A 25,892-nucleotide genomic window follows, 5' to 3' on the forward strand; every position below is an offset into this window, starting at 1 on the left:
AGATTGCGTTTTCCTAATTAATTATTAATAGTGACACTTACCACACTCTAATCCACCGATCATTGCAGCAGTCATCTTCTCTCCTTTTTTCAACTTCTCGTGCGCAGCGATCAACTGATCGTAATATTTGTTATCAGCATTAACTTCTGTGTTTTTGTGACACTCCACACACCATTTCATTGTCAATGGAGAGTATTGATATACTTCTTCCATAGTCTCGATAGGACCGTGACAAGTTTGACATTCAACACCAGCCACACTAACGTGTTGTGAGTGATTGAAATATGCGAAATCAGGTAAGTTGTGAATTCTAACCCACTCAATAGGACGAGGGTTATTACCATACGTACGAGTTTCTGGATCCCAGTCCACTGCACGATAGATTTTTTGAATCTCTGGAGAAGTCTCACCATCATAGTGATCTGCAGCAGTAATCGTGTTGTGACAGTTCATACATACGTTAGCAGAAGGAATAGAAGCATTCTTAGATTTGAATGCACCACCGTGACAGTATTGACATTCGATTTGGTTAACACCAGCGTGAATTTGGTGAGAGAATTTAATAGGTTGAACTGGTTTGTAACCCGTATGCACACCTACATTCCACATCGTTTGCCAACCTAATACAGCCAATAAACCTACAACCATCAAAGCAGTGAAGCCAACAAGCTTTTTGTTTTTCAAGAATTTCTGTGCAAATTTTACTTTACCAGACTCTTCGTAAGCTTCGTTGCGTGCTTTAGCAGCTTCGATAGCAGCAGCATTGTTAGCAATAACTTTTTCTAAAGTTTTGATAACACGGCTCAAAATAACGATCACTCCAATTGCTAACACCAATACAGCAGCAATACCTAAGATCATTAAATTGTTCGCATCTGAACTAGCAGCAGCACCAGCCGCAGCAGCACCACCTTTATTAGGATCGTTTGCTTTAGCTTCTTCCTCTTTTACGTAAGCAATAATTCCTTTGATTTGATCATCAGAAAATTGTGTAAAAGCAGGCATCGCTACTTTATTATACTCTTCATAAATTTGATTAGCTACAGGATCACCAGAAGCGATCAACGCTGCTGAATTCTTAATCCATTTCACCAACCATTCTTCAGAGTGTCTCTCAGACATACCCGCTAATGCAGGACCTGTCATTTTTCTGTCCACTTTGTGACAAGCAGTACAGTTCGCCTTAAATAACGCTGCCCCTTCCTTAGCATCCTGCGCATTCGACGACATCGTAACAGCAAACAACAATACCAAACTAACTGATATTGACTTCGCAAATCTTCCCAATACGGATGAGATATTTCTCATATTTAGCACTTTATACTATTTATTTATGAATATAAAAATTACTTTATCCACTGCATGAAGGGTCCTCACCCATCAAACAATGCACAAAAGTAGGACTTTATAAGCAATCCCTGACAATTTAATGACTCAAATTGTCAATTTAAAATCATTCTAAATAAGTTGCTTTTCTTTGTATAATTAACTTTAAAAGCCATTATACAGCTACTTATAACATCTTTGGTTAGTACATGAATAAAGAAATATCAAGAGAAACATTTTTTTATTTCATTTGTCATTTATTATACAGTAAAATACACATATTTTCACAGTTATGCATCGTTTTTTTTCAATTATAATAATAGGTCTGGTAATGTTAATTGCATTATCTTGTCAACAGCAAAAGAAACATATTGTGAAATCAACAAAAACAGAAACTATGGATACGAGTAATTTTAACAAATTGACCCCCGAAGAAGAATACATCATCGTTCACAAAGGAACAGAAATGCCCTTCACAGGAGAATTATTGGATAACAAAGAAAAAGGAACATATATATGTAGAAGATGTAATGCTCCATTGTATAAATCAGAAGACAAATTTGAATCCCACTGCGGATGGCCAAGTTTCGATGATGAAATCCCTGGAGCAGTAAAAAGAGAAAGAGATGCGGACGGTAGACGTGTAGAGATCTTATGCAATACCTGCGGCGCACACCTAGGTCATGTTTTTGAAGGCGAAGGATTCACTGCTAAAAACACACGTCATTGTGTCAATTCTATCTCGATGAAATTCGTTCCTGCAGAAAAATAGTTTAGCGCGCGATCAGATTACATGGAATCACGACTTTTTCGATCTTATCGAGTTTGCCATGAATTTGATTCACCAAAATACGAACAACCTCTTGTGCTATTTCTTGGATATTCTGAGAAATAGCCGAAACAGGAGGATTCACAAGACCAAATGTAGTATTTTCATCAAATGAAATTAACTTATCTACCTCTAGCTGATATTGTTTTATAGCCTTCAATCCATTAATAGCCAAATAGTTGGTCGCAAACAGCACTGCATCCAATTTATTATCCGAAATAAAATCTTTCAACTGTGAAACCACTTCTTCTTCAGTTTGCGCAGGATTGATTTTCTTCACCAATAAATCCATACCCACATTATCTACCGCTTTCATATAGCCTTCCAGACGACCTTTCATTTGTGATTGGGTACTATTAGTAGTCACGAAGCCTATACGCTTTGCATTTTTTTGCTCTAATAAAAACATTGTGCCCTGATAAGCGCCTTCCACATTTTCAGAAATAACTGTATGCGTATCCACATCAGCGAGCGGTCTATCAAACAACACGACAGGAACCGAGCTCTTCAAAAGATTATTAATAACATCGCTTAATCCTTCTGTAGGCGCAATAATGAAACCATCAATTTGGCGATCGTAAAACAGCTGAATCAATTCTTTGGCACGCTGCTCATCATTTTTCATACTACAGTATATTATATGATAACCATGGTCATAAGCCAGCTTCTCAATACGGTCTGCAATATTCGCGAAGAATGGGTTCGAAATATCCTCTACCAAAAGTCCAATACTTTTGGATTTCCCTGTACGAAGACTTTTAGCAAGTTGATTGGGTTTGTAATCGACTTTCTTGACATAATCCAACACTCTCTTGGCTAATGCGTCACTAATGCGCTTCTCCTTGGCCTTGCCATTTAAAATAAAAGAAACGGTTGTCACCGAAACCCCAAGATTGTTAGCTATATCACTAATAGAAAGCCTTTTCTTCATATTTTTAATAATTGAAAATTTAGATTCTCTAATCTAATGAATTCTTACAAATTTTCTGAAATAAAATCATGATATATTTGCTAAAAGGTTTTATCTTGCAGCGTATTTTGTAAACTCTAAATTAAAACCCATTATGAGAAAGATATTTAGCACGGCTTTAGCTGTATTAGTATCCATTTCTTTCACTTCGATTTCATTTGCACAGAAGACAGATTACACCCAATTTGTCAATCCTTATATTGGTTCTGCTGATCATGGACATGTTTTTGTGGGCGCAAATGTGCCAAATGGTGCCGTACAATTGGGACCTAGTCAAATCTCACAAACATGGGATAAATTCAATGGTTGGGATTGGTGTAGCGGCTACAACTATAAGAGCGAGGAAATTTTAGGTTTTACGCATACGCACCTTAGCGGTACTGGTATCGGGGATTTAAATGATATATTAATTCTTCCAGCTAATGGCAAAACGCATATAAGACAAGCACCATTCAATAAAATGAATGAGGGTTACGGTTCAAAAATAAGTAAAGCCAACGAAACCGTGTCTCCAGGATATTATAAAGTGCTGCTAGAAGATTATGACATCCTTGCCGAAATGACCGCATCTGAGCGCGTAGGCTATCACAAATACACTTTTAACAAAAAAGACAATCCCCATATTCTAATTGATTTGGGCTTTAAAATGAATTGGGATAGTCCTACGGACACCTATATAAAGGTGGTAAATGATTCTACAATCGTAGGATATCGTTTCTCCACAGGCTGGGCGAATGACCAAAAAGTTTATTTTGCTATCCAATCAAATACAAAATTCAAAAGAGTAGAACTCTATAACGATAGCATCCCTGCTGCTGATTACCATATTGCAAAAAGCACAGCTACAAAAGCTATTATATCTATCGATCCAACCAAAGCTGTAGAACTGAAAGTGGGTATTTCTCCAGTAAGTACAGTTAATGCTTTAGAAAATATTAAAGCAGAGATTCCGTATTGGAATTTTGAACAAGCGAGAAAATGGGCTGTGGCAAAATGGAATAATGTCTTAAGCAAAATTGATTTCAAAGCAGACGAAAACACCAAAACGATATTCTACACCGCATTGTATCATTCCTACTTCGCCCCTACAATCTTCAGCGATGTAAATGGCGATTATATGGGCACAGATAAACAAGTATATAACGACAAAAATCATCAAAACTACACCGTATTCTCTTTGTGGGACACGTATCGTGCTTTACATCCACTGATGACCATCCTTGAAGGCCAAAAGAATAAAGATTTCGTTAGTTCGATGCTAAAAATTTACCAACAACAAGGCAAACTTCCAGTATGGCATCTTTGGGCAAACGAAACCAATACTATGGTAGGTCTTCCCGCAATTCCTATCATTGCAGACGCTATTCTGAAAGGAATAATAGATCCTTCCGAAATTGAGCTAGCTTATGAAGCCATTAAAACCACAGCAATTGGCAGTGGACACGGTTTGGAATATGTTCGAGACCTTAAATATATTCCTATCGAACATATGCAAAATGAATCTGTAGCTTGGGCATTGGAATATGCTATCGCTGATTTTGGAGCATATCAAGCAGCTAAGCATTTGGGCAAAGTAGAAGATGCTGAATATTTTCACAAACGCTTTAAACTTTATGAGCAATATTTTGATAAAGAAGTCGGACATTTTGTGGGTCGTCATGCTGACGGAAAATTCAGAAGACCATTTGACCCACTGATGGCGAAACATCGTGAAAATGATTATTGTGAAGGTAATGCTTGGCAATATACTTGGCTCGTACCACAAGACGTACACGGTTTAATAAACCTCTTTGGAGGAGAAAAAGCCTTTTTGAATAAATTGGATGAATTCATTGCTTTGCCCGAACAATTGGACGATGCGTCTCCTGATATTTCAGGAATGATAGGACAATATGCACAAGGCAATGAACCAAATCATCACGTACCTTATTTGTATGCTTATGCAGGGGAACAATGGAAAGGTGCTGCATTGGTACACAAGGCAATGACCAAATATTACACAAATGAGCCTGCTGGTCTTTGTGGCAACGATGATGTAGGACAGATGAGTGCGTGGTATGTATTTTCTTCTATGGGAATATATCCAGCAAATCCAATGAATGGAAAATATGTTTTTGGCTCCCCTTTGATGGAAGAAGCCAGCATTAATTTACCAAGTGGCAAAACTTTCCACATCCAAGTGAAAAATCACGGTACAAAGAATATCTATATTAATAAGGTATCCTTAAATGGGAAGAAGTATGAGAAAAGCTACATTACACATAACGATATTTTAAAGGGTGGAGAACTTATCTTTGAGATGTCTGCCACACCCAATAAAAAGTTTGGAGCAAACAAGACATTTCGTCCTTAATTACTGACAGAATAGCAACGGCACGTAAATTGACTATATCCAGAAACAAGTTATAGAAAGGATTTAATAATGAGTGACTTCAACAACATCAGCATCAATGACATCAACGACAACAATGGTGCTGATTTTTATAATAACTTTAGACAAAAATTGATGGATATTGAGCAATTTCCATCAATATATACATTCAAATTTATTATTCCTGCTGATGTGGATAAAAGAGAGCAAGTAGAAAAAATATTTGAGCATCCTAGTACGAAAATTTCTTCTAAAGACTCGAAAACAGGAAAATATAATTCCTTAACAGTCGAAACCTTTGTGCAATCAGCGGATGAAGTAATTGATTACTACAAAAAAGTATCTACGATAGAAAAAGTCATTATGCTATAAGACAAAAAAGGCTTTCCGATTGGAAAGCCTTTTTTGTCTTATACGTAGAAATATTAAGCTTCTACTTCTTCTGAAGCGAACTCTTCGTACAATGTTGAATATCCTTCATAATCATCTATAGACTCTGGCGTGAACACGCGAATATTTTGCTCTTCAACAAATTTCAACACGTCCGCATTCAAGTTATCATCTGCTTTCACAACGATATCCGTGTAAGTCAAGGCACCTTTGTATACGTCAACATAACTGCCTGAACCATATACAGCCGCATCCTCAGCACTTACATCTTCTTGAGCTGCCATTTCACCATATTTTGATGTCAATGTATCTGCTCCGAAATCATTATCTTCATTGAATAATGAATAGAACACTTTAACATCTTTGAAAGTAGGATCATCTTGATATACTTTTTTCAAGTACAAAGGAATCATAGCTGTGAACCAGCCGTGACAGTGCACTACATCCGGAGACCATCCTAATTTTTTAACAGTCTCTAGTGCTCCTTTACAGAAGAACAACGAACGTTCGTTGTTATCTTCAAAGAATTTTCCATTTTCATCTTTGAACACCTTTTTGCGTTGGAAGTATTCCTCATTATCTAAGAAATACACCTGCATACGAGCTGCTGGCAATGATGCTACTTTAATGATCAATGGATTATCGTTATTATCCACCACTATATTCATTCCCGACAACCTTATCACCTCGTGTAGACGATTTCTGCGCTCATTAATGTTACCAAAACGTGGCATAAGAATTCTAATTTCGAATCCTTTTTCTTGCATCGCTTGAGGTAACTGGCGTGTTATTTCAGAAATTTTACTTATTTCAAGGAAAGGCGACATCTCGTGGGTAATAAACAATATTTTCGTTTTAGCCATCTCCAATTGTTTTTTTATTATTTAAACAGTAAAATCGGTGTACAAAGATACGAATAATAAACAAATTTTACAATTCTTTGCGATTTATAGCTTTCTAATTACAAATTTATTATGCAATTTTGACCCCTATTTTACCCATATCGATATGGAAATTTTCAACACCCAAAATTCGCTTCGCACCTACCTTGAAACTCCACGTGCGCAGCACCAAAAAATAGCTTTAGTACCTACTATGGGTGCATTACACGAAGGACATATGTCCCTTATTTCAGAAGCTAAAAAACACGCAGATATAGTCGTGTGTAGTATCTTTGTCAACCCTACACAATTCAACGATCCAAAGGATTTAGAAAAGTATCCTCGCCCTATAGAAAATGACATTAAACTGTTAGAAGCTCAGGGTTGTGACATTCTTTTTATTCCCTCTGTAGAAGAAATGTATCCTGATACCGAAGAACAATGGCACATTGATTTGGGCCGATTAGATCAAATCTGGGAAGGCGCACAACGTCCAGGTCACTTCCAAGGGGTAACCCAAATCGTGTATAAATTATTCAATTTGGTGAACCCTGATGTAGCTTGCTTTGGACAAAAAGATTTCCAACAGGTGATGGTTATTCAGCGCATGATTGAAATCAAAAATCTAGATATTCAATTAATTATCTGTCCTATTATACGAAGTAAAAATGGATTGGCTTTGAGTTCTAGAAATGCAAGGCTTTCCGAAGCGGGCAAAGAAAAAGCTTTAATCCTTTCCCACACCCTACAAGCCGTTAAAAAAGGCTTTAACGAAAACGTTGCTATCCCAGAATTGCAGCACATAGCGGAACAAATGATTACAGAAGAAGGTGAAGTAGAACTGGAATATTTTGCTATTAGTGAAACACGCACGCTTGAAAGAGTAGAAACTGTTGAAGCAGACAAACAATATATTGCTCATATAGTCGCTTGGATTGAAGGCGTTAGGTTAATAGATAATATACTTTTGAACGATTAATGACATTTAGATTTTAAATATAAAGCGTAACTTTGCAGCATGATGATTGAAGTAATGAAGTCCAAAATTCACCGCGCACGTGTCACACAAGCCGAGTTGAATTACGTTGGAAGTATTACCATCGATGAAGATTTGATGGATGAAGCAGATATAATTGCGAACGAGAAGGTACAAATCGTAAATAATAATAACGGTGCAAGGTTAGAAACTTACGTCATTCCTGGAAAACGTGGCACAGGAACTATATGCCTTAATGGAGCTGCAGCAAGATTGGTACAAGTAGGTGATATTGTGATTATCATTTCTTATGCTTTGATGGACAGAGAAGAAGCGAAAGCCCACAAACCAAGATTAGTGTTTCCAGACGACAACAATAGATTGACAAAATAATATGTAATACTATTTTGTGATAAATACTATTTCTACATATCGCAGACTCATCGCCTCACTATTGACGTGTTGGATGACGTTAATTGTGATTAGTGGAATAGTATTTATGCACAAAGAGGTAACATCCAAAGGTGAAATAATTACCCACATTCACCCGTACGATTTTACCAAGAAACAAAAACATCATCACAAAAACGATGCGGAGATTCGCTTTTTGGATGTACTCTATCAAGGAACGTTTATTGAAAGTGAATTCACTATTTTCGAAGTTCCCGTCTTCAATGAATTTTCTATTCCCTTTGATATAGTTTACAACCGTGCTACAAAGGCTGTAACAATATTTCATTCTTACCTACGAGGACCTCCCTCACTTGTTTAATGATACCCCAAACATTTTGCAACGCTTTAGCCTTGTGAAATAATGATTTCTTCTAAAAAACACAATAAAATTGATTTGACAGCAACATGTAATGGAGCTGGCTATATGTATTTATATATAGTCCTTTCCAATTTCTTTGTAGTCATTTCATACCAACTAATCATTAACAAGAAACTTATATATGTTACAACTTATAAAAAGCTGTATGCTGACTGCTGTATTTGTTAGCTTTGCTTTCGTACTTCATGCACAAAATTTACTTAAAGGAACGATAAAAGATTCTCATGGGAATCCCATAGATAATGCTACTGTATTCGTTGATGGCACGAAATTGGCGATTTCAACAAATTCTGAAGGACAATTTTCTATTCAAATCCCTGACGGAAAAACAAAAATCACTGTTCGCGCTGTAGGCTTTTTGACAGCCAAAAAAGATCTTGCTGCAACTGAATATCAAAATGGATTTGAAATTGTATTGGACTCGGACAACCGCAACCTCGAAGAAGTCGTGGTCTCTGGAACGTTGAAACAAGTATCAAAATTGGATAGCCCGATTCCAGTAGAAGTTTTTACTGCCAAATTTTTCCAAGCAAACCCTGCACCTACTATTTTTGAGTCGCTTCAAAACATAAACGGTGTACGTCCGCAAATTAACTGTAGCGTATGTAACACAGGTGATATCCATATAAATGGTTTAGAAGGTCCATACACCATGGTGATGATTGATGGTCTACCAATCGTCTCAGGATTATCAACAGTGTACGGTTTAAATGGTATTCCACAGGCTTTAATCGAACGTGTTGAAATCGTAAAAGGACCTGCCTCTACGCTTTATGGAAGTGAAGCTGTAGGAGGATTAATCAATATCATTACCAAAAGTCCAAATAATGCACCACGACTAAATGTAGAAGCATTTGGGACTTCTTGGCAAGAATACAACTTAGACTTAGGTGGCAAATTTGAGGTAGGTTCTGCGCAGTCTCTGGTCGGAGCTAATTACTTCAATTATGCTAATCCTATTGATAATAATGGGGATAACTTTACCGATGTAACTCTACAGAATAGACTTTCTGTTTTCAATAAATGGAATTTTGACCGTAAAGACAATAAGCTCTTCACCTTAGCTGGACGCTACGTGTACGAAGACCGTTGGGGTGGTGAGATGAATTGGGCGAGGAAATACCGTGGTGGAAACGATGTTTATGGCGAAAGTATTTATACCAAACGTTGGGAGTTGATGGGTGCTTACGATTTACCTACCACAGAAAATTTGACTTTCACTTTTAGCGTAAACGGTCACAATCAAAATAGCGTATATGGCGAAACAAAATATTTGGCGGATCAAAAAATTGCATTCGGACAGTTAACCTGGCGAAAAGAACTAGGAAACCATGATTTGTTGACAGGTTTAGCTTATCGTTCTACGTATTATAATGACAATACTCCAGCTACCATCAATTCTTCAAAAACTCACCTTCCAGGATTTTTTGTGCAAGATGAAATTACATTACATCCGCAGCACAAATTATTACTTGGAGCCCGTTATGATTACAATTCTGTCCATGGGAGTATCGTTTCTCCTCGTGTAAATTATAAATGGAATTCATTGGACAAAACCCAAGTTTTACGTGTAGGAATTGGTAATGGGTACCGTGTAGCTAATGTATTCACAGAAGATCACGCCGCCTTAACAGGATCACGTGATGTGACTTTTGAAGAAGATTTAAAACCAGAAACCTCTTGGAATGGTAACGTAAACTACATTAAGAAATTTTATATGGATGGAGGTTCTGTTTTTGCAATTGACGCGAGCGCTTTCTACACTTATTTCGATAATAAGATTATTCCTGACTACGAATCAGATGTAAACAAAATTATATATTCTAATCTGGACGGACACGCTGTTTCGAAAGGCTTATCCCTCAATTTGGATTGGGCGCATACCAGTGGACTGAAAGCGATGATTGGAGCTACTGTCATGGACGTGTACAGTGTAGAAAACGATGTAAAAGAATGGCAGATGTTGACCGAAAAGGTAATGGGAACTTGGACGATTGGGTATACTGTAAAACCTTTGGGCGTTAACATTGATTACACAGGAAATCTAATTGGGCCAATGCGTTTACCTGTCCTAGGGGAAAATGATACCCGTCCAGACAAATCAAAAGCATGGAGTATTCAGAATATTCAATTAACCAAAAAATTCCACAACGGTTTGGAAATATTTGGAGGGGTTAAAAACTTCTTAAACTGGACTCCTACCAAAGGCGGCATTGAAATTATCTCCAGAGCTCACGACCCTTTTGAAAGAATTGACGATCCTAACTTATTACCATTTGATCCTAGTTATGTTTACGGTCCAAATCAAGGAGCTCGTGGATTTTTAGGTTTACGATATAATCTAATGTAAAACCGTTAGTATGGAAGCAAGATATGTAATTCAGTTTCTGTTAATAATGATTGGAATTTGTGCAGGGCTAAATAGTTCTGCACAATTTAATCCGCATAAAATTGAGCAGGTAGATAGTTTGATGGCGCAAAAGCCAAAACCTTTGCTTATCCTTTTGTCCACGGATTGGTGCCAGTACTGCGACCTTCAGAAAAACCAGCTTCAAAAAAACGAATATTTCCACAACCATAAAGACGAATTTTACTTTATCGAATTTGATGCAGAACGAAAAGATCCAATAGACTTTATGGGAAAAACATATCACTTTAGACCCAAGGGAATAAACACTGGAATACATGAACTCGTAACGATCTTTACTGGTAATCAAAGTTTATCCTATCCATTCTGGATACTTTTAGATGAAAATTTTAAACCTGTGTTCCGACATAATGGAATATTGAACAATAAACAAATCAATGAATTAATACTGACAATAAGTAAGTCTTTAACAAAGAATTCGTCATAAGTGAAAAAATTTGATTTCTTTGTAGCAAAATGCGATTTTGATCGTTACATACCTATAAACTATTTTAATATTCTTATGAAAAAATTATTTGGCTTACTTGCTGCAGTAGCATTCTTGACTACGACTTTTACCTCATGTAATAAATCTGACGATTTTGATTATGATGATTACAACAGGAGACAAGAAAAAGCAATTGATTCACTTCTAACCGATGAGAAGCTAAAAATTGAAGATTATGTAGAAGCTAATTTTACAAATCCAATAGAAGACACGGTTACTATTAAATATTCCTACATAGACAAAAAAACGGCTAAAAGAGGTATTTGGTATGAAATATTATCACAGCCTACAGACAATTCTTATGAATATAAATCGAATGGAACAAATTACCAGAATTTAGTTCCTCCTACTTTCAAGGCTAAATTCACAGCTAAATTATTAAATGGTACTGTAGTACAGTCTGACACTCAGGGTGGTCAATACTCTTTCGCTGGCTCTAGTAACAATACATTTAACAATGCTTGGTATTTTGCATTCTTCCCTTATGCTGTAAAATTTAACAACATAGATGTTAAAATTCTTAATATGGGTGGTTTAACAAAAGATGGACTTAAAAAAGGTAGTAAAATAAGAATGATAACACCTTCTCTTTGGGCATTTGGTGCGAATAAAGTAGGTGATATCCCTGCTAATTCGCCTTTAGTGTACGAATTTGAAGTTTTGGAAATACAATAAAATGTCAATAAAAAAGAGATAAAATTAATTTTTTGTCTCTTTTTTATTAATTTAGATTCATGAATTTTTTAAGACCAATTTTATACCTTATTATCATCTCGTTCTCCTTCTTATCTTGTGCTAAGGAAGAGATATTTGACCCTATTGCCCAATTCGAAACGGAGAAACCACTTATCAAATCATATGCAAATACAAATTTCCCGAATATGGTATATGCGGGTGATGAAACAGGAATGTGGTATGAAGTGGTGAATCCCGGTACTGATGGAAGTTATGTATACAAAGTGGTAGATACCTTAAATTATTACGGGCAAATGGTGAAAGCATTAAGAATGCCTGCTGTAACTGTTAAATATACTGGTAAATTAATATCAGATAATTCAACTTTTGACTCTAATCAAACTGATGCAGGTTTTACCAGTAAATTGAGTGGACTAATTTCAGCTTGGCAAATTGCATTTATTCCTAAAAGTATAGGTTCTTCTGAATTTGGAGGTCTTACTTCTACGGGATTACAAAAAGGCAGTAAAATAAGAATAGTAACTCCTTCTTATTATGCATATGGAAATAGAGATATGGGTAAGATTCCGCCAAATTCTCCTTTATTTTTTGAAATAGAAGTCATAGACATAAAAGATGTTGTTCAATAAACAAAAAGTCAATCTGAATGGATTGACTTTTTTGTTTTACTTACCTTTATATTTAGAACCTTCTAGAATTTTTTGCGCATCTTCTATAGCAAATAATTCCTTCAATGAAGTCTCGGGATGCCTTTCCATATATTTACGGACCATCATCCATCCTATAAACGATCCGAGCTTGGGAGCAGACTCATTCTTTTCCCCCAGTTCTGGTGTAAAAGGAGCTTCCGTAAAATATTTTTGAGTACGCAAATGATCTGTACTATATAGCAGATTTTCCTGTAAAAACCATGTCCATACATCACTTTGGTACTTGTTTGCCCAAGCCAATTGTTCTTTTGTATAACCTATTTTAAGTTCATCCGATACATTTTCGAGTAGCATATCCATTGCATACATTATCTTTCCATTGTATATCATGTGTTGCAAGGTATTGTGGGTTTGATCAGGAATTGAATAAATATCTTCGCGCAATACCGCTTCTATTACACGTGGAACTATGTTTTCTGGCGTGAAACGCCTTGAAATATATAGAGGGATTGACTGCACCAATGCAGGATAAAATTCAGATTCCGCTCCTAAAAACATATCCAATCCTATGCCTACATAATCTTCTCCAATAGGTGTTTGATAAGCAAAACCGCTTACATAGGTAATAAATCGTGGGATATTATATTCTGGAAAATAGTATTTTACATATTTAAAAACCTGCGTTAACTCTTTTTCATATGATTCCATTGATGGATAAACTTTTGCCACAGCCTTGTTCAAATCTACAAAATCCTTTTGCTTAATAATTTGAGTTAAAAATTCCTTCACTCGGATGCTATCCGCTGGATTTGCTATTTGCAAAATATCCTGCATATAGTTGCTGTAGAATACGTTATATTGCTCTTGCCAAGCTTTGTTCTTCAAACTAATATCTTCTGGTTTTATCTGGGCTAGGTCTTGATCAAAACGTTCAATATGTACTTGAACAATAATATTTGATACGTCAGGTCGTTTTATTGTAGTTGTTTCGAGACAAGATGCTATAGCAACTATAAAAAAAAAGAAATACTTTTGTAGCGGTTTTAATTTCATTAGTAAACGAAGTTATAACCATAAATTTAAAACTAAAATTATAAGTATGCTAAATTTTACAAAAACTACAATTACTACCTTAGCTACATTGGCGATTCTTTTCTTTGCTATGCAGGTAAATGCACAAGACTATTATAATAGATCACGTAATAGTTCAGAAGAAAAAAATTTCCGTTTAGGACTTTCTATAAATCCTAACATTGGTTGGTTGCGTTATGATGATGAGTATGAAGCAACAGCAAAAGCAGGCTTCTCTTATGGTTTGGTTGCTGACTTAGGCTTTGCAGATAACTATTATTTCTCTACAGGATTATTAATCAATTCCATTGCTTCAAAAGTAGATTTTCCTGGAGAAGCTATTGATAGAGACAAAATCCGTTTACAATATGTGGAAGTTCCTTTGACAATTAAATTGAAATCTGTTGAAGATGAAACAGGAAGATTCTATGGTCAATTTGGTTTCACAGCTGGATTTAAAGTGTCTGGAAAAGAGAAACTAGCGGGAGCAACTAAAAATCAATCCATAGAAGGTGATGATTTGTTTCGTTTAGGACTTCAAATTGGAGGCGGTAAAGAATGGAAATTAAGTGAAAACTTAGGATTGATGACGGGATTAACCTTTAATAATGGATTTACGAGGGCAATCAAAGAAGGAAAGCCAAAAACTTCATACTTAGCACTTAATTTAGGTCTATTCTTCTAAAAAGATTCTAATAAAATGAATAAAAATAGAGGTAAATACGAATCCAATCTTTAAATTCGTATTTACCTCTTTTTATTTGATAAATTTCCTATTATGCAAACAGAAAAAATCATCGATAGAATTGTTACTTGGCTCAAAGATTATGCTACCCAAGCAAGAGTGAAAGGATTTGTAGTAGGTGTCTCTGGTGGCGTTGACTCGGGCGTCGTGTCGACGCTTTGTGCAATGACAGGCCTAGAAATATTGGCGGTTGAAATGCCTATTCACCAAAAAACGGATCAAGTCGATCGTGCATTAGAACATATTGAGTATTTAAAAAACAAGTTTACCAATGTAAAAGGAACGAGTGTGAATTTGACTTCTGCATTTGATGAATTGACTAACATTTTTGATGCAAAACAATCCGATATACCAAACAGAGATTTAGCATTAGCTAATACACGTTCACGCTTACGCATGTTGACACTTTACTACTATGGACAAATAAATTCCTTATTAGTGTGCGGGACAGGAAATAAAGTGGAAGACTTCGGTATTGGTTTTTATACTAAATATGGAGATGGAGGGGTCGATCTTTCACCTATAGCGGACTTATACAAAACGGAAGTTTATGCATTAGCGAGAGCATTGGATTTGCCAGAAAGCATTAAAAATGCCATCCCAACAGATGGATTATGGGACGCGGAGCGAACAGACGAACAACAAATTGGTGCCACATATCCTGAATTAGAAAAAATCCAAAAAGAATACGGCAGCAAGTCGGAAAGTGACTATACAGGAAGAGATTTGGAAGTATTCAAAATTTTTGACCGTATGCACAAAGCAGCTCAACATAAAATTCAGCCTATTCCTGTTTGCCATATTCCAGAAGAGTGGAAATAAAATAAATATAAATTAAACCTTTTATTTATTTCCCTGTCATACAAGATATAACTAGGCTTTATTATGAAAAATTTAAGTGTCATGTTAGCGGCTTTTGCTATTATAGTAATGGCCTCTTGTTCGTCCAATAAATATCATACCACTCGTGTTCAGAATTTAGATTTCGGACAATATAAAACTTATGGATGGCTACCGCCAGTAGATTCCCTTTCTAAAGATTATTTTAGCAATGATATTGCCAAGCACAATATCATGACTACTGCCAATCAAGAAATTGAACAACGCGGCTTAACTTATACCAAAGAAAATCCAGATTTACTTTTCCGATATGTTGCTATTGTGAATAACAAAAGCAGATTGGTTTATGGCTCTCCTTACGGTTATGGTTGGGGCTGGGGCGGTCCTTGGGGTTGGTATCGTCCATGGGGATATTACGGATATTATTCGCCAAATTATCCTGTAGGAAAAGAAAGAATACGATATGGTCATATTATTTTAGAAGCTGTGGACCGTAATACAAAATCTGTAGTATGGCAAGCCCGCGGCACCACAGAGGTAGATAACCCAGAAAAAGCTATCAATGGACTTCCGAAAATGATAAATGGTATCATGAAACAATATCCATTGAAGACATCCAAATAAAAAATAGCTCCTAAATGGAGCTATTTTTATTTTATAAATTTTGCAGATGTCCTTAAGGCATCTTCTTAAACCCTTCTTTTTTGATTTTCCATGTGCCATCTTTTGGAAACCCGGGTGAATCTGAATCAGAGTTGTCCCACCCTTCGAGCATCATTGCTACAGCCGTCAATATTCCTCCATTACCAGGCAAGTAAATCCGTAATCTATCGTCTTGATAATTGTGTCCATTTTTGAGATAAGTATTAGTTCGGATATCCATAAATAAAGCATCTAAGGCTTTATTTGAAAGTCCAAGACGAGCCGCATTCATTGCTGTCATTGGGAAATCCCACCCCCATGTATCTGGCCATGACCATCGCTTCCAAACTACATCAAAAGTATTTCTCATAATTCCTTTGTCTAATTTAGAGGATGCAGGAACCATTCCTAATGTACCTAATACAGATGGATGATCGGTCATCCACTTATCAAAGGAATAAGAATCGGGAGCCGTTTCAGTAGATAAATACACGCCATCTTTAACTGGAAGTGGAGCTAATTTATTAATAACCTCATCCCATTTAGGTTGACGCTTTTCTCCTAAGCGTTCTTTCCATTGTTGAGCAGTTCGCAAAGCCCAATCCCAATAGGCGACCTCATAAGGTGGATTTTTGGTTTGGGCAGCTGGAAAAACTTCTTGAGCAGGAATTAACCCAAATCCCAAATCGTACAGATCTTTTTCTTTGTTATAAGAGGTAAAGTGAGCCATGAATTCTGCTGTTTCATGAATAAGATTTTTATACTTATGCAATACTTTCACATCCTGATTGTGACGGTATAATAATTCGGTCAGGTAAATTAGATGTGGCTGTTGCCAAATTAAAAATGCAGCTACAGAAGATGGGCTTTCATCGCCCTCATTACTAGACATTTTGATCCAACGAACACCTTTGTAGCCCTGACGTTGTGCTAACTGTTTTGCCTTATTAAAAGTTCTAAAGTAATATTCTAGCGTATGTTCCAAAAGCTCAGGTCTTCCCCATAATGCAAAATGCACCCCATGCCACCAATGCATTTCAGTATGAGGCTTACCATACCAACTGTTGAATGTCAGACCTGTTTCTTGGGGAGGATTATTGCCTAAGCATTGTACACGAGTCAAATATTGAGACAGTACAATTCTTCTTTCTAATTCCTTCGCTCGGGAGTCCGTGCTACCTTCAAAATCTACAGCCGCTCCCGAATTCCAAAATTTTGTCCATGCAATTTCACTTTCCTTTTTTGCCTCAGTAAATAATCCTTTTGTTATACGCTTTTGTGTAGAATGAAAAGCAAAAGAAATTTCAAAGTTCTGTTTGGAAGAAATGGGTTCTACAACGAAATAATGCGCGTTAGATTTAGAAACCTGTGCGTTGGTAAAATGTAAAGTTGTGTTGTATTCCGAGCCTTGTAGTGTATGCTTAATTACAGCAGAAGTATTATTTTGTGCAATAATATTAGAGCTATGTTGCTCTTCATTCGTATAATTTGTTCCCTCATCCAAAAATCTTCCCGTAGGATAAGGATATCTTATATATACTTTAATGCGTTTTTGTGCAAGCAGTGCGGATTCAATCTTCACACCTACTCTATCCGATTGCTGATAAGAAGCGGTATAAACTTTTACGGGAATATTATCAATGGTAAATTGACTGGTTATTAACCCCGTCCATACATCTAAAGTTTGCTCAATATTTTTTATATCCGTGATTTCTGCCTTTTTTCCATTCTTTAAATAGAGTTCTAAACCAACATTACCTAACTGCAGACGGTGCGGATTAGCACGAAAATATTCAGTTGCTTCTTTTGGTCTTCCCTCTTCTTTGTGCTGAATGCTATATAAGGCATTTCTGCCTTCATTATTAAAGTCATAAGCTTTTAGTGTTTCTTCAAACTTATAATTGTTAGGATTGGGAAAGCTATCCCAACCCCATTCTGACTGCGTCCCTAAAGAAACTCCTGGTCTATAAAATTCTGGAAAAGATTGCATTCCAGTTACGTCGACGGTATAAGCAAAAGTTCCATTCCCCACCGTTAGAGAGGAGAGAATATCGACTTCAGTGTTGATAACATTGTGTCGCTGAACTATTTTCTTTCTATTGATTTTAGGGTTTTGAAAAGATTGAAGAGAAAGAAATACAACAATTAAAACACTGAATCTTACTATATTTTTAGTAAAAAGAGGTGTACGTTTTCCCATTAATTTTTACATTTTTCAAGGTTATATTTTTTAGATAGTCGACTTTATACGGTTCTTTTACTCCATTGATATTACAATCAATCATGGTAAAATTGGTCACTGGTGAGGATTCATAAGCAGCAGAAAGTACCGCATATTTTCCGCCGTGCGTCACATCTAATTTTTCCACCCAAATATTACGAATAGTAGGAATATGATTTCCGGGTTTCTCATAGAACATATTGAAGCGAACCGCAGCTTCCTTATATTGCCCAACTTTTGTGTTGTAGAAAAATATATTCTCAATTATTCCACCGCGACTCGAACTCGTTTTGATACGCAAAGCTCTGTCTAGTTCTTTACTATCCATGGTATTATTAAGCGCATAAATATTGCGCGCCCCGCCCCCTATCTCACTACCTATAACTACACCGCCATGTCCTTCTTTAAACATGCAATTCTCTATGATATGATTTTCCGCAGGACGGCCTATATTTCGACCATCTTGGTCCCGCCCCGATTTAATAGCAATACAATCATCACCTGTATCAAAATAACAGTCTCTAATCCAGACATTCTTACAAGCCTCTGGATCTATTCCATCATTATTAGGACCTAATGTTTCAATTTTTACACGTTCAATAAGGACATTTTCACAAAGTACAGGATGTAAATTCCACATAGGCGAGTTAATTAGCTTCACATCTGCTATCCATACATTTTTACACAAATAAGTTTGAACAAAATTTGGTCTTAAAAAGTGTCCATCGCCATAAACACGATTGCGCGGATTTACTTCATCAGCCATCTGTTGGTGTAACTTCGCACGTGCAGGTTTTTGTTCTCCGGGACGGCTTTCATTCCAACCGTAATGACGCGCTCCACACCAATACCACCAATGATCCAGATCAGCATTACCATCTAACAATCCCGATCCTGTAATGGCTATATTTTCTTCTTCATAAGCATAGATGAAAGCGGAATAATTCATGCATTCCATACCTTCCCAACGGGTAAATACCATAGGATAATCCGAACTATCCCGACTGAATAATAATGTAGCTCCTTCACTAATGTGAAGATTTACATTACTTTTTAAATATATTGCTCCTGTCAAAAAAGTGCCGCTAGGTACAATAACACGGCCTCCACCATCACTATTACATTTTTCAATAGCTTCTCGAATAGCATCCGTATTTTTGTGTTTACCATCACCAATGGCACCAAAATCCTTTATATTATAATCTTTATTTCTAAATGAGGGAGCTTTAATAAGTTTTTTGAGATTTTCAACTTCCTGAAGTGGTTGTTTGGAAGACGTCCACACGTTTCCTTGTCCCCATACAATAAGTGTCATAAAACACAGGAAAATACATAAGTTTATTCTTATCAACATAGCAATAGATTTGAAATAGAGTAGATTGAACTTTGGTTATCGATTTCTAATATACTCAAAAAAGCCTCTTTTCCTATCCTGCAGTATCCTGAAAGATCAACGATTACAGCCGAGAAATCTATTTATAGCTAGAATATTACGGCGTTAGATTAAGGACATTTAAGGTTAAGACCTTTTAGTTGTCCTAAAAATTAACCAAAAAGAACTTGAAATACAGAAATATTTATTTAAATGTGGTATTCTTGTAAATAAGCAAATATTTTAACAACTTTACGTAAAGACTTTAACACGCATCAAAAATCGCTATGTATAAATCATTTCTTTCTTTCGTATTTCTTTTTGTCTCCATCGTTAGTTTTGCTCAACCCCAACCTACATTACAGCAAAAATTACAATCTAACCTGCCAATTCAATCTCAATTTCAGGTTTTATTGAATCAATCCAGAAATCAAGATGCTGATTTTAAGATTATACGAAAGTCAAATATTGATATCATTCAACGGAATGTAAGTGATTCTATAGCGAAATACACTAAAGAAATAGCTTCCTTGAAAGCGAATTCTTCCTCATCTGTTCAGCAGGTACAATCCTTAAAAGATTCGGTACAGACATTAAGCGAAAGCTTGCGCGTGGAACAAGAGAAAACCGATAGCATCTCCTTTTTGGGGATAGACTTTTCAAAACCATCATATCACATGTTGGTATGGTCTATTATTGCGATATTAGGTTTGGCGTTTTTTATTATTCTATTCTCCTTTAGAAAAGCTAAGGTAGATGCGGTAGAGCATCAAAAAACAGCAGAAGAAGTTCAAAATGATTTTCAGGCTTATAAGAAGAAAGCTATGGAAACCGAACAAAAACTTAAGCGTCAATTGCTGGATGAACAAATGAAAAGAGAGTCATAATCATAAAATTTTTCTCGAATAAAACATAAAAAAGCCAACTTAAATAAGTTGGCTTTGACATTTATACTCAAATTATAACCACTAATAACCTGGGTTTTGCATAGCTTGCTTTTCTGCTGGAGTTAAAGCTCCTCCATTTTCATTTGTGATTGCATCTAGGAACGATTGAGGTAACGGTCTATAGTAATGTGTATTTGGATTAAAGACTGAATTTCCTCGTACGAAACCATCGTTGAATGCTTTCCATCTTACTTCTAGTGTTTTTGTGCGGGCTAAATCTTCCCAACGGTATAGCTCACCACACAGCTCTCTTGTACGTTCATTTAAGATAAAATGCAGCATCTTTTGTGCATTTGTGGTGGCTCCTAGTTTATTGTAAATAGGAACATCCACAGGTGAGTTGAAAATATCATTTACAGAATTGATTACTAAAGATGAAACCGTAGAAGCAGTCGTTACTGGCATATCATTGTTGGATTCATAGTAGGTATTCTTATTCCAATAGATCGCGCCATCAGCAGAGAATCCACCACCTTTTCCAGCAGCATAAGGATTATTTATATACGATTGCCCACCATCTACATGTTTTGTACGGTCTTCACCTTGTTTAAACCCTGCTCGATTTCTCAACCTATTGATCCATTGTATGGCATTAGCATATTCTCCTTCACCTTTACGCACATAAGCCTCTGCTACCATTAGCACATCTTCAGCAGATCGTGCCATAATTGCATCACGCGTACCAAATTGAGAAGCAATATTTACGCGATATCCATCTCTATATTTGGAGAGGGCTACGTAACGAGAATGCGTACTTGTTCCTTGGGATAAGAAATAACCATAATTACCATGTTCTCCCACCCAAGCTTGTGATTGACCATTAAAGTAGCGTACGAACGTGTGGGTATTTTGCATTATTCCACCTTTTGCTACAGAAGTTAGATCAGTTCCCACTTTGGTATATCTATTATCTCCGGCACTGTTAACAATATATTTTATGGCTAATTCGCCACCTCTAAAACGCTTGGTACCTGCTACCGTTCCTGGAGGGCCCATAGCCGCTTGCTCATTTGTCCAAGAAGGCGCCCCCGCAGTATTATTACTGCCATAAGTAGTAATAAAAGATTTCCAGAAACGCGAGTCATTGACACGGTCAAAAACATCTAATGTATAGTTTGTAGAGCGCGCATAAGAGAACTCACGCCCCCCAGAAATATCGCGAGAAGTACCTGCTAGATCTTGATAAACAGCTGGATAATATAAATGAATTTGATTACCATAACGTCCCCAAGTAGCTTGATCATCCGAAAATTGTGCGGAAAGAATTACTTCAGAAACGCGTTCGTTAGGACTATTCGCTTTTTGGTAATCCCACAATTCAGTGTAATCACTCACCAAGGGATGTGCATTCACTACTTCTGTACCATACTTGATCACGGCATCCAAATCCGCACCTACATAACTTGTATTCCATCCACTGTAAAGTTCACTAGCACGTGTCAAATGTGCTTTAGCCAAATAATGTGCTGCTGCCCATTTGGTCACACGACCAAATTCGGAACCTGTAGGATTCAATAATTTATAAGCTTCTTCTAAATCAGCAATAATTTGAGCGAAACATTCTTCTTCAGTGTTACGTTGGAAGTAAGTTGTTACGCCTTCAGAAGGTGTCAATTTTAAAGGGACACCACCGAATTGAGTCACCAATTGTAGATAGAAATAGCCGCGCATAAAATAGCCTTCACCTAATCTTACATTGTAATTAGAGCTTGACTTATCATAATACAAAGGAACATTTTTAATCAACGTATTTGCAGATTCAATTCCAGAATACATATTGTCCCACAAAGGGGCAATATTTTGACCACCATAAGTAGTTTCTTGCGGATTTAAGTCCGTTCCATAGCTATTAAAACTGGGCGAGGCATTGTTAGCATCGGTGAATTCATCAACTCCGAGATTGAATAATGCCATACCCCAAGTGTAATTAAACTTAAATTTTAGCTTGGAATAGGCACCAGTAGACAAATCGTCCAACCCAGCTTGTGTTTTAAATAAATCTGTACTCGGTGTAGTAATAAGCTCTTCTTTCAAAAAGTCCTTACTACAAGACTCCATAAAAGATATACAGGTCGCACCTAATAGCGATGCTACTAATAGTTTATAATTAATTTTTTTCATGATTTTCACTTTATAAATTTTACGACGCTCTTATTAAAAACCAACACTTACACCCAAAACAAATCCCCTGGTAGTAACCGATGATCCCACTTGATTAGAGTTATTGTTATAATTGGAAAGATCTGTGTCCAAAAAGTCGATTTTAGAATACAGCATGGCAGGATTCATAAGCTGACCATAGATTTTAATATTATTAGCTCCTATTCTTTGTAGTTTGGAAGCAGGGAAATTATAGCCAAAACTTACATTTCTCAATTTTATGAATGAACCATCTCTATAATTCATCGAAGAACTGTACGTATCCGCCGCTTCTCCGTTTGAACCTGGCATATAATATTCTGCATCTTCATTCACTCCAGGAATAAAATAATCTAATTTACGTTGCATATACCTTCCATCTAATGTAGCTGCACCTGCATTCACTAAAAATCCCCACCGTGAATAGATGAAAAATGAAAGTTCGAAGTTTTTGTAATTAAAGGTATTTGATATACCACCAGACCATTTTGGACGGTACGAACCTATTATTTGTCTATCGTTGTTACCATCAATAGCACCATCTGGCACACCATCAGCTCCACTTAAATCTTTTACACGGATTTGTCCTGGTTTTCGACCATACTTAGCAGCTTCCGCTTCTTCTGAAGTTTTCCAAATACCATCGTACACGTAATCATAAGCTACAGCTAATTCTTCTCCAACAAACCATCTATTGTTTACATCTTGAAGATTGCCATTTGCTAATGCCACAATTTCACCTTTATCCTTAGACCATGTCAAAGAAGTATTCCATTGGAAATCATCTTTTTGAATATTCACTGTATTCAATTGGAAATCTATACCCCAACCTTTGGTTTTACCCACATTTGCATTAGTTGAAGTATATCCTAAAATGGAAGGAATCAGCATAGACATCAACAAATCATTAGTCTTTGTGCTATATACATCTAACGCACCATTGATTCTATTGTTGAATAAACCATAATCCAAACCGACGTTAAATTGTGTAGTACGCTCCCAGCCCAATTGCGGATTAGCCATTTTTTGAGGATTTGCTGCTGAAGGATCAGAAGCAACATAGCCAGGTGTCGAAGTCGTTGTATTCCAATTATAAAATACTTGCGTTAAACCACCTTTGGAAGCATAAGGACCAATACCTTGGTTACCTACTACACCAAGACCTGCTCTCAACTTCAATGCATTCACTACAGAAGAATTCTGCATGAAATTTTCTTTGTCAATGCGCCATGCTAATGACACCGAAGGGAATGAATCCCATTGATAGCCTGGAGCTAACACCGATGAACCGTCCCAACGTGTGAAAGCAGTTAAAATATAGCGGTCTTTGTAGATATAATTCAATCGCGCTAAGTAGGATTCTAATTGATACTCTCTCAATCCTGTGCCATAGGACCCCACAAATCCACCTGAAGATATATTATACCATAATTCTTGTGCACTATATACATCTGTTGCGCGCATCGTAGCACTTTCATAGTTGTATCCAGAAGCGGATTGCAAGAAGGTCAACCCTAATTTGTGATCCGTACCAAAGTCCCTATCGTAGAAAACTAAATTATCTAAGGTCCATGCAATAGTTCTATCGGGACTATATGTTACAGCATTATTTCCATCTCCGTTTATACCTTCAGCTGCATTAGCAATTCCCAGTCTATAGTGTCTGTATTCAGGACCAAATTGAATTTTATAACGTAACCCTTTCAATGGTGAATAGATATTTCCTAAATCAATCTGACCAAACAAACTACCGGTAGCCACAAGACTTTGACGTTGATTTGTATTATGCTCCAACTCATTTATAGGGTTGATAATATTGATATCTCCCGCTGCTGGGTTACGAATAAAGTTGCCATCGGCATCATATGGAACAGTCCAAGGAAGCATTCCTCTTAGCGCATTGTAATAATCACCTGCTCCAGTAGTAGATTTAGTAAAACTATATCCATAATCTTGGTCACCATACGTTAGATTTAAATTAGCACCCATAGTAAACCATTTAGTAGGTGATGCTTCAAAGCTAATTTTTGAAGTAAATCTTTCGTATAGTTGTCCTGGTTGTGTGGCATCTTGTTTTAAGTAACCAAAAGAACCATATCCTTGTGTTACTTCGCTACCACCTGAAACGCTTAACGTGTGTTCTGTAGATAATGCGTCCTTTCTTCCTACTGACGCCCAATCAAATTCACCTACCAATGAAGGATCCCACACGGTATTATTTTGTGTCCAACCTTTTGCAATATTTGCCCAAGAAGCAGCAACTGATCCCCAACGAGCAAAATCCTCACTGTAATTTGGCGTAGTCGATTTTGTTTTTGCTAAGCGTGCGTAGTCAATCCATTCCGCAGCGGACATGTATTCCATTACATCGTACATTTTTTCTGCAGTCGCCGTTCCTGCGTAAGTAAGTGAAGTTCTTCCTTTTTTACCTTTTTTGGTAGTCACCAAAACAACACCATTTGCGCCTCGAGAACCATAAACAGCGGTAGCAGAAGCGTCTTTCAAGATGTCGATAGACTCAATATCCGATGGATTGATATTATCAATACCACTTCCTTGCAAGGGCATACCATCAACAACGTAAAGCGGGCTATTCGTTGCAGATAGTGATCTTAGTCCACGAATAGTGATACCTCCCGTTGTTCCAGGACGTTGGTTGGATGTGATATCTACACCGGCTGTTTTTCCTTGCATAGCCTGCAACGCATCTTTGACAGGCATAGCTTTAAGTTCTTTTTCTCCAATACTCGCTACAGCACCTGTAACATCAGATTTTCGAACGACGTTATATCCGACTACCACGACCTCATCCACCTCCAGATTATCTTGTGATAACTGCACATTGATAGTCGATCTACCTCCTACAGACTCTTCTCGCAAAGTGTAGCCGATAACTCTAAAAATCAGTACTGCGTTATTTGGTACATCAATAGTATATTGACCTGAAGCATTACTAGCTACCGACCTTGACGTTCCTTTCACTGAGATTGTTACGCCCTCAAGTGGACTTCCCCCATCATCCGTAACTCTACCAGTCACTTGATTTTGACCAAAAGCTGTAATAAAACTTATACTCATC

Annotated in this window: 22 protein-coding genes; 14 read left to right on the forward strand and 8 right to left on the reverse strand. The window is 36.8% G+C overall.

The genetic code is table 11. From position 1 onward, the window contains the following. Window positions 1-24: 24 nt before the first annotated feature. Window positions 25-1,308, reverse strand: coding sequence for a cytochrome c3 family protein (locus H8B04_RS03265; protein WP_190301439.1), 1,284 nt, complete (start codon window positions 1,306-1,308; stop codon window positions 25-27). 415 nt (window positions 1,309-1,723) lie between these two features. On the opposite strand from H8B04_RS03265, the gene H8B04_RS03270 reads away from it, so the two are divergent. After that, entirely contained in the window at window positions 1,724-2,098 is a 375-nt protein-coding gene (locus H8B04_RS03270; RefSeq protein WP_223815260.1) for a methionine-R-sulfoxide reductase, read from the forward strand. A gap of 1 nt (window position 2,099) precedes the next feature. Here the strand turns inward: H8B04_RS03270 and H8B04_RS03275 are convergent, their stop codons facing one another. Next, a complete protein-coding gene (locus H8B04_RS03275) occupies window positions 2,100-3,086 on the reverse strand; it encodes a LacI family DNA-binding transcriptional regulator (protein ID WP_190301440.1) in 987 nt (328 codons plus the stop codon). A gap of 133 nt (window positions 3,087-3,219) precedes the next feature. Between H8B04_RS03275 and H8B04_RS03280 the strand changes: the two genes are divergently transcribed. After that, entirely contained in the window at window positions 3,220-5,478 is a 2,259-nt protein-coding gene (locus H8B04_RS03280; protein ID WP_223815228.1) for a GH92 family glycosyl hydrolase, read from the forward strand. 69 nt (window positions 5,479-5,547) lie between these two features. After that, window positions 5,548-5,868: a DUF493 domain-containing protein gene (locus H8B04_RS03285; RefSeq protein WP_165291240.1), complete on the forward strand. Its 321-nt coding sequence runs from the start codon at window positions 5,548-5,550 to the stop codon at window positions 5,866-5,868. 53 nt (window positions 5,869-5,921) lie between these two features. Here H8B04_RS03285 and H8B04_RS03290 read toward each other — a convergent pair whose 3' ends face one another. Further along, complete coding sequence (locus tag H8B04_RS03290; RefSeq protein ID WP_190301441.1) at window positions 5,922-6,749, reverse strand: glycogen/starch synthase; 828 nt, start codon at window positions 6,747-6,749, stop codon at window positions 5,922-5,924. Between the two features lie 145 nt (window positions 6,750-6,894). Between H8B04_RS03290 and panC the strand changes: the two genes are divergently transcribed. The 7 genes from panC to H8B04_RS03325 all read left to right on the forward strand — a co-directional run bounded on the left by panC (window position 6,895) and on the right by H8B04_RS03325 (window position 12,815). Then, on the forward strand, window positions 6,895-7,746 hold the full coding sequence (panC, locus tag H8B04_RS03295) for a pantoate--beta-alanine ligase (RefSeq protein WP_190301442.1): 852 nt from the start codon (window positions 6,895-6,897) through the stop codon (window positions 7,744-7,746). Window positions 7,747-7,785: 39 nt separating this feature from the next. After that, entirely contained in the window at window positions 7,786-8,136 is a 351-nt protein-coding gene (panD, locus tag H8B04_RS03300; RefSeq protein ID WP_165291243.1) for an aspartate 1-decarboxylase, read from the forward strand. Between the two features lie 16 nt (window positions 8,137-8,152). Then, complete coding sequence (locus H8B04_RS16970) at window positions 8,153-8,515, forward strand: hypothetical protein (protein ID WP_317170635.1); 363 nt, start codon at window positions 8,153-8,155, stop codon at window positions 8,513-8,515. Between the two features lie 181 nt (window positions 8,516-8,696). Further along, window positions 8,697-10,925 (forward strand): TonB-dependent receptor, encoded by a 2,229-nt coding sequence (locus tag H8B04_RS03310; RefSeq protein ID WP_190301443.1) that lies wholly within the window; start codon window positions 8,697-8,699, stop codon window positions 10,923-10,925. A gap of 10 nt (window positions 10,926-10,935) precedes the next feature. Beyond that, complete coding sequence (locus H8B04_RS03315) at window positions 10,936-11,430, forward strand: thioredoxin family protein (protein ID WP_190301444.1); 495 nt, start codon at window positions 10,936-10,938, stop codon at window positions 11,428-11,430. A 75-nt stretch (window positions 11,431-11,505) separates the two neighbouring features. Then, complete coding sequence (locus H8B04_RS03320; protein WP_165291245.1) at window positions 11,506-12,165, forward strand: hypothetical protein; 660 nt, start codon at window positions 11,506-11,508, stop codon at window positions 12,163-12,165. Window positions 12,166-12,224: 59 nt separating this feature from the next. Then, on the forward strand, window positions 12,225-12,815 hold the full coding sequence (locus tag H8B04_RS03325) for an FKBP-type peptidyl-prolyl cis-trans isomerase (RefSeq protein WP_165291246.1): 591 nt from the start codon (window positions 12,225-12,227) through the stop codon (window positions 12,813-12,815). 36 nt (window positions 12,816-12,851) lie between these two features. On the opposite strand, the gene gldB is transcribed toward H8B04_RS03325, so the two are convergent. Further along, window positions 12,852-13,889: a gliding motility lipoprotein GldB gene (gldB, locus tag H8B04_RS03330; protein WP_190301445.1), complete on the reverse strand. Its 1,038-nt coding sequence runs from the start codon at window positions 13,887-13,889 to the stop codon at window positions 12,852-12,854. A 46-nt stretch (window positions 13,890-13,935) separates the two neighbouring features. Here gldB and H8B04_RS03335 point away from each other — a divergent pair, with 46 nt between their 5' ends. The 3 genes from H8B04_RS03335 to H8B04_RS03345 all read left to right on the forward strand — a co-directional run bounded on the left by H8B04_RS03335 (window position 13,936) and on the right by H8B04_RS03345 (window position 16,116). Next, a complete protein-coding gene (locus tag H8B04_RS03335) occupies window positions 13,936-14,592 on the forward strand; it encodes a porin family protein (RefSeq protein WP_190301446.1) in 657 nt (218 codons plus the stop codon). Window positions 14,593-14,685: 93 nt separating this feature from the next. Further along, on the forward strand, window positions 14,686-15,474 hold the full coding sequence (gene nadE / locus H8B04_RS03340; protein ID WP_190301447.1) for an NAD(+) synthase: 789 nt from the start codon (window positions 14,686-14,688) through the stop codon (window positions 15,472-15,474). Between the two features lie 63 nt (window positions 15,475-15,537). Beyond that, window positions 15,538-16,116, forward strand: a complete 579-nt coding sequence (locus tag H8B04_RS03345; RefSeq protein ID WP_223815230.1) for a DUF4136 domain-containing protein — start codon at window positions 15,538-15,540, stop codon at window positions 16,114-16,116. Between the two features lie 52 nt (window positions 16,117-16,168). Here the strand turns inward: H8B04_RS03345 and H8B04_RS03350 are convergent, their stop codons facing one another. Together H8B04_RS03350 and H8B04_RS03355 are read right to left on the reverse strand one after the other, a co-directional pair. Further along, on the reverse strand, window positions 16,169-18,334 hold the full coding sequence (locus H8B04_RS03350) for a hypothetical protein (protein ID WP_223815232.1): 2,166 nt from the start codon (window positions 18,332-18,334) through the stop codon (window positions 16,169-16,171). Further along, entirely contained in the window at window positions 18,306-19,670 is a 1,365-nt protein-coding gene (locus H8B04_RS03355) for a glycoside hydrolase family 28 protein (protein WP_223815234.1), read from the reverse strand. Before H8B04_RS03355 ends, H8B04_RS03350 begins: the two co-directional genes overlap by 29 nt. A 344-nt stretch (window positions 19,671-20,014) precedes the next feature. Here H8B04_RS03355 and H8B04_RS03360 point away from each other — a divergent pair, with 344 nt between their 5' ends. Beyond that, the gene (locus tag H8B04_RS03360; protein ID WP_165291251.1) at window positions 20,015-20,614 is read left to right on the forward strand and encodes a hypothetical protein; all 600 of its coding nucleotides are present in this window, start codon (window positions 20,015-20,017) and stop codon (window positions 20,612-20,614) included. A gap of 81 nt (window positions 20,615-20,695) precedes the next feature. On the opposite strand, the gene H8B04_RS03365 is transcribed toward H8B04_RS03360, so the two are convergent. Then, entirely contained in the window at window positions 20,696-22,795 is a 2,100-nt protein-coding gene (locus H8B04_RS03365; protein ID WP_165291252.1) for a RagB/SusD family nutrient uptake outer membrane protein, read from the reverse strand. 33 nt (window positions 22,796-22,828) lie between these two features. Further along, window positions 22,829-25,891, reverse strand: a complete 3,063-nt coding sequence (locus H8B04_RS03370) for a SusC/RagA family TonB-linked outer membrane protein (RefSeq protein WP_223815235.1) — start codon at window positions 25,889-25,891, stop codon at window positions 22,829-22,831. Between the last annotated feature and the right edge of the window lies 1 nt (window position 25,892).

The sequence above is a fragment of the Sphingobacterium litopenaei genome, from assembly GCF_014692495.1.
Taxonomy (GTDB): domain Bacteria; phylum Bacteroidota; class Bacteroidia; order Sphingobacteriales; family Sphingobacteriaceae; genus Sphingobacterium; species Sphingobacterium litopenaei.

Excerpts from the sequence above, each read along its gene's own strand:
- H8B04_RS03265 (WP_190301439.1), bottom strand. The coding sequence starts at position 1,308 with ATGAGAAATATCTCATCCGTATTGGGAAGATTTGCGAAGTCAATATCA.
- H8B04_RS03270 (WP_223815260.1), top strand. The coding sequence starts at position 1,724 with ATGGATACGAGTAATTTTAACAAATTGACCCCCGAAGAAGAATACATC.
- H8B04_RS03275 (WP_190301440.1), bottom strand. The coding sequence starts at position 3,086 with ATGAAGAAAAGGCTTTCTATTAGTGATATAGCTAACAATCTTGGGGTT.
- H8B04_RS03280 (WP_223815228.1), top strand. The coding sequence starts at position 3,220 with ATGAGAAAGATATTTAGCACGGCTTTAGCTGTATTAGTATCCATTTCT.
- H8B04_RS03285 (WP_165291240.1), top strand. The coding sequence starts at position 5,548 with ATGAGTGACTTCAACAACATCAGCATCAATGACATCAACGACAACAAT.
- H8B04_RS03290 (WP_190301441.1), bottom strand. The coding sequence starts at position 6,749 with ATGGCTAAAACGAAAATATTGTTTATTACCCACGAGATGTCGCCTTTC.
- panC (WP_190301442.1), top strand. The coding sequence starts at position 6,895 with ATGGAAATTTTCAACACCCAAAATTCGCTTCGCACCTACCTTGAAACT.
- panD (WP_165291243.1), top strand. The coding sequence starts at position 7,786 with ATGATGATTGAAGTAATGAAGTCCAAAATTCACCGCGCACGTGTCACA.
- H8B04_RS03310 (WP_190301443.1), top strand. The coding sequence starts at position 8,697 with ATGTTACAACTTATAAAAAGCTGTATGCTGACTGCTGTATTTGTTAGC.
- H8B04_RS03315 (WP_190301444.1), top strand. The coding sequence starts at position 10,936 with ATGGAAGCAAGATATGTAATTCAGTTTCTGTTAATAATGATTGGAATT.
- H8B04_RS03320 (WP_165291245.1), top strand. The coding sequence starts at position 11,506 with ATGAAAAAATTATTTGGCTTACTTGCTGCAGTAGCATTCTTGACTACG.
- H8B04_RS03325 (WP_165291246.1), top strand. The coding sequence starts at position 12,225 with ATGAATTTTTTAAGACCAATTTTATACCTTATTATCATCTCGTTCTCC.
- gldB (WP_190301445.1), bottom strand. The coding sequence starts at position 13,889 with ATGAAATTAAAACCGCTACAAAAGTATTTCTTTTTTTTTATAGTTGCT.
- H8B04_RS03335 (WP_190301446.1), top strand. The coding sequence starts at position 13,936 with ATGCTAAATTTTACAAAAACTACAATTACTACCTTAGCTACATTGGCG.
- nadE (WP_190301447.1), top strand. The coding sequence starts at position 14,686 with ATGCAAACAGAAAAAATCATCGATAGAATTGTTACTTGGCTCAAAGAT.
- H8B04_RS03345 (WP_223815230.1), top strand. The coding sequence starts at position 15,538 with ATGAAAAATTTAAGTGTCATGTTAGCGGCTTTTGCTATTATAGTAATG.
- H8B04_RS03350 (WP_223815232.1), bottom strand. The coding sequence starts at position 18,334 with ATGGGAAAACGTACACCTCTTTTTACTAAAAATATAGTAAGATTCAGT.
- H8B04_RS03355 (WP_223815234.1), bottom strand. The coding sequence starts at position 19,670 with ATGACACTTATTGTATGGGGACAAGGAAACGTGTGGACGTCTTCCAAA.
- H8B04_RS03360 (WP_165291251.1), top strand. The coding sequence starts at position 20,015 with ATGTATAAATCATTTCTTTCTTTCGTATTTCTTTTTGTCTCCATCGTT.
- H8B04_RS03365 (WP_165291252.1), bottom strand. The coding sequence starts at position 22,795 with ATGAAAAAAATTAATTATAAACTATTAGTAGCATCGCTATTAGGTGCG.
- H8B04_RS03370 (WP_223815235.1), bottom strand. The coding sequence starts at position 25,891 with ATGAGTATAAGTTTTATTACAGCTTTTGGTCAAAATCAAGTGACTGGT.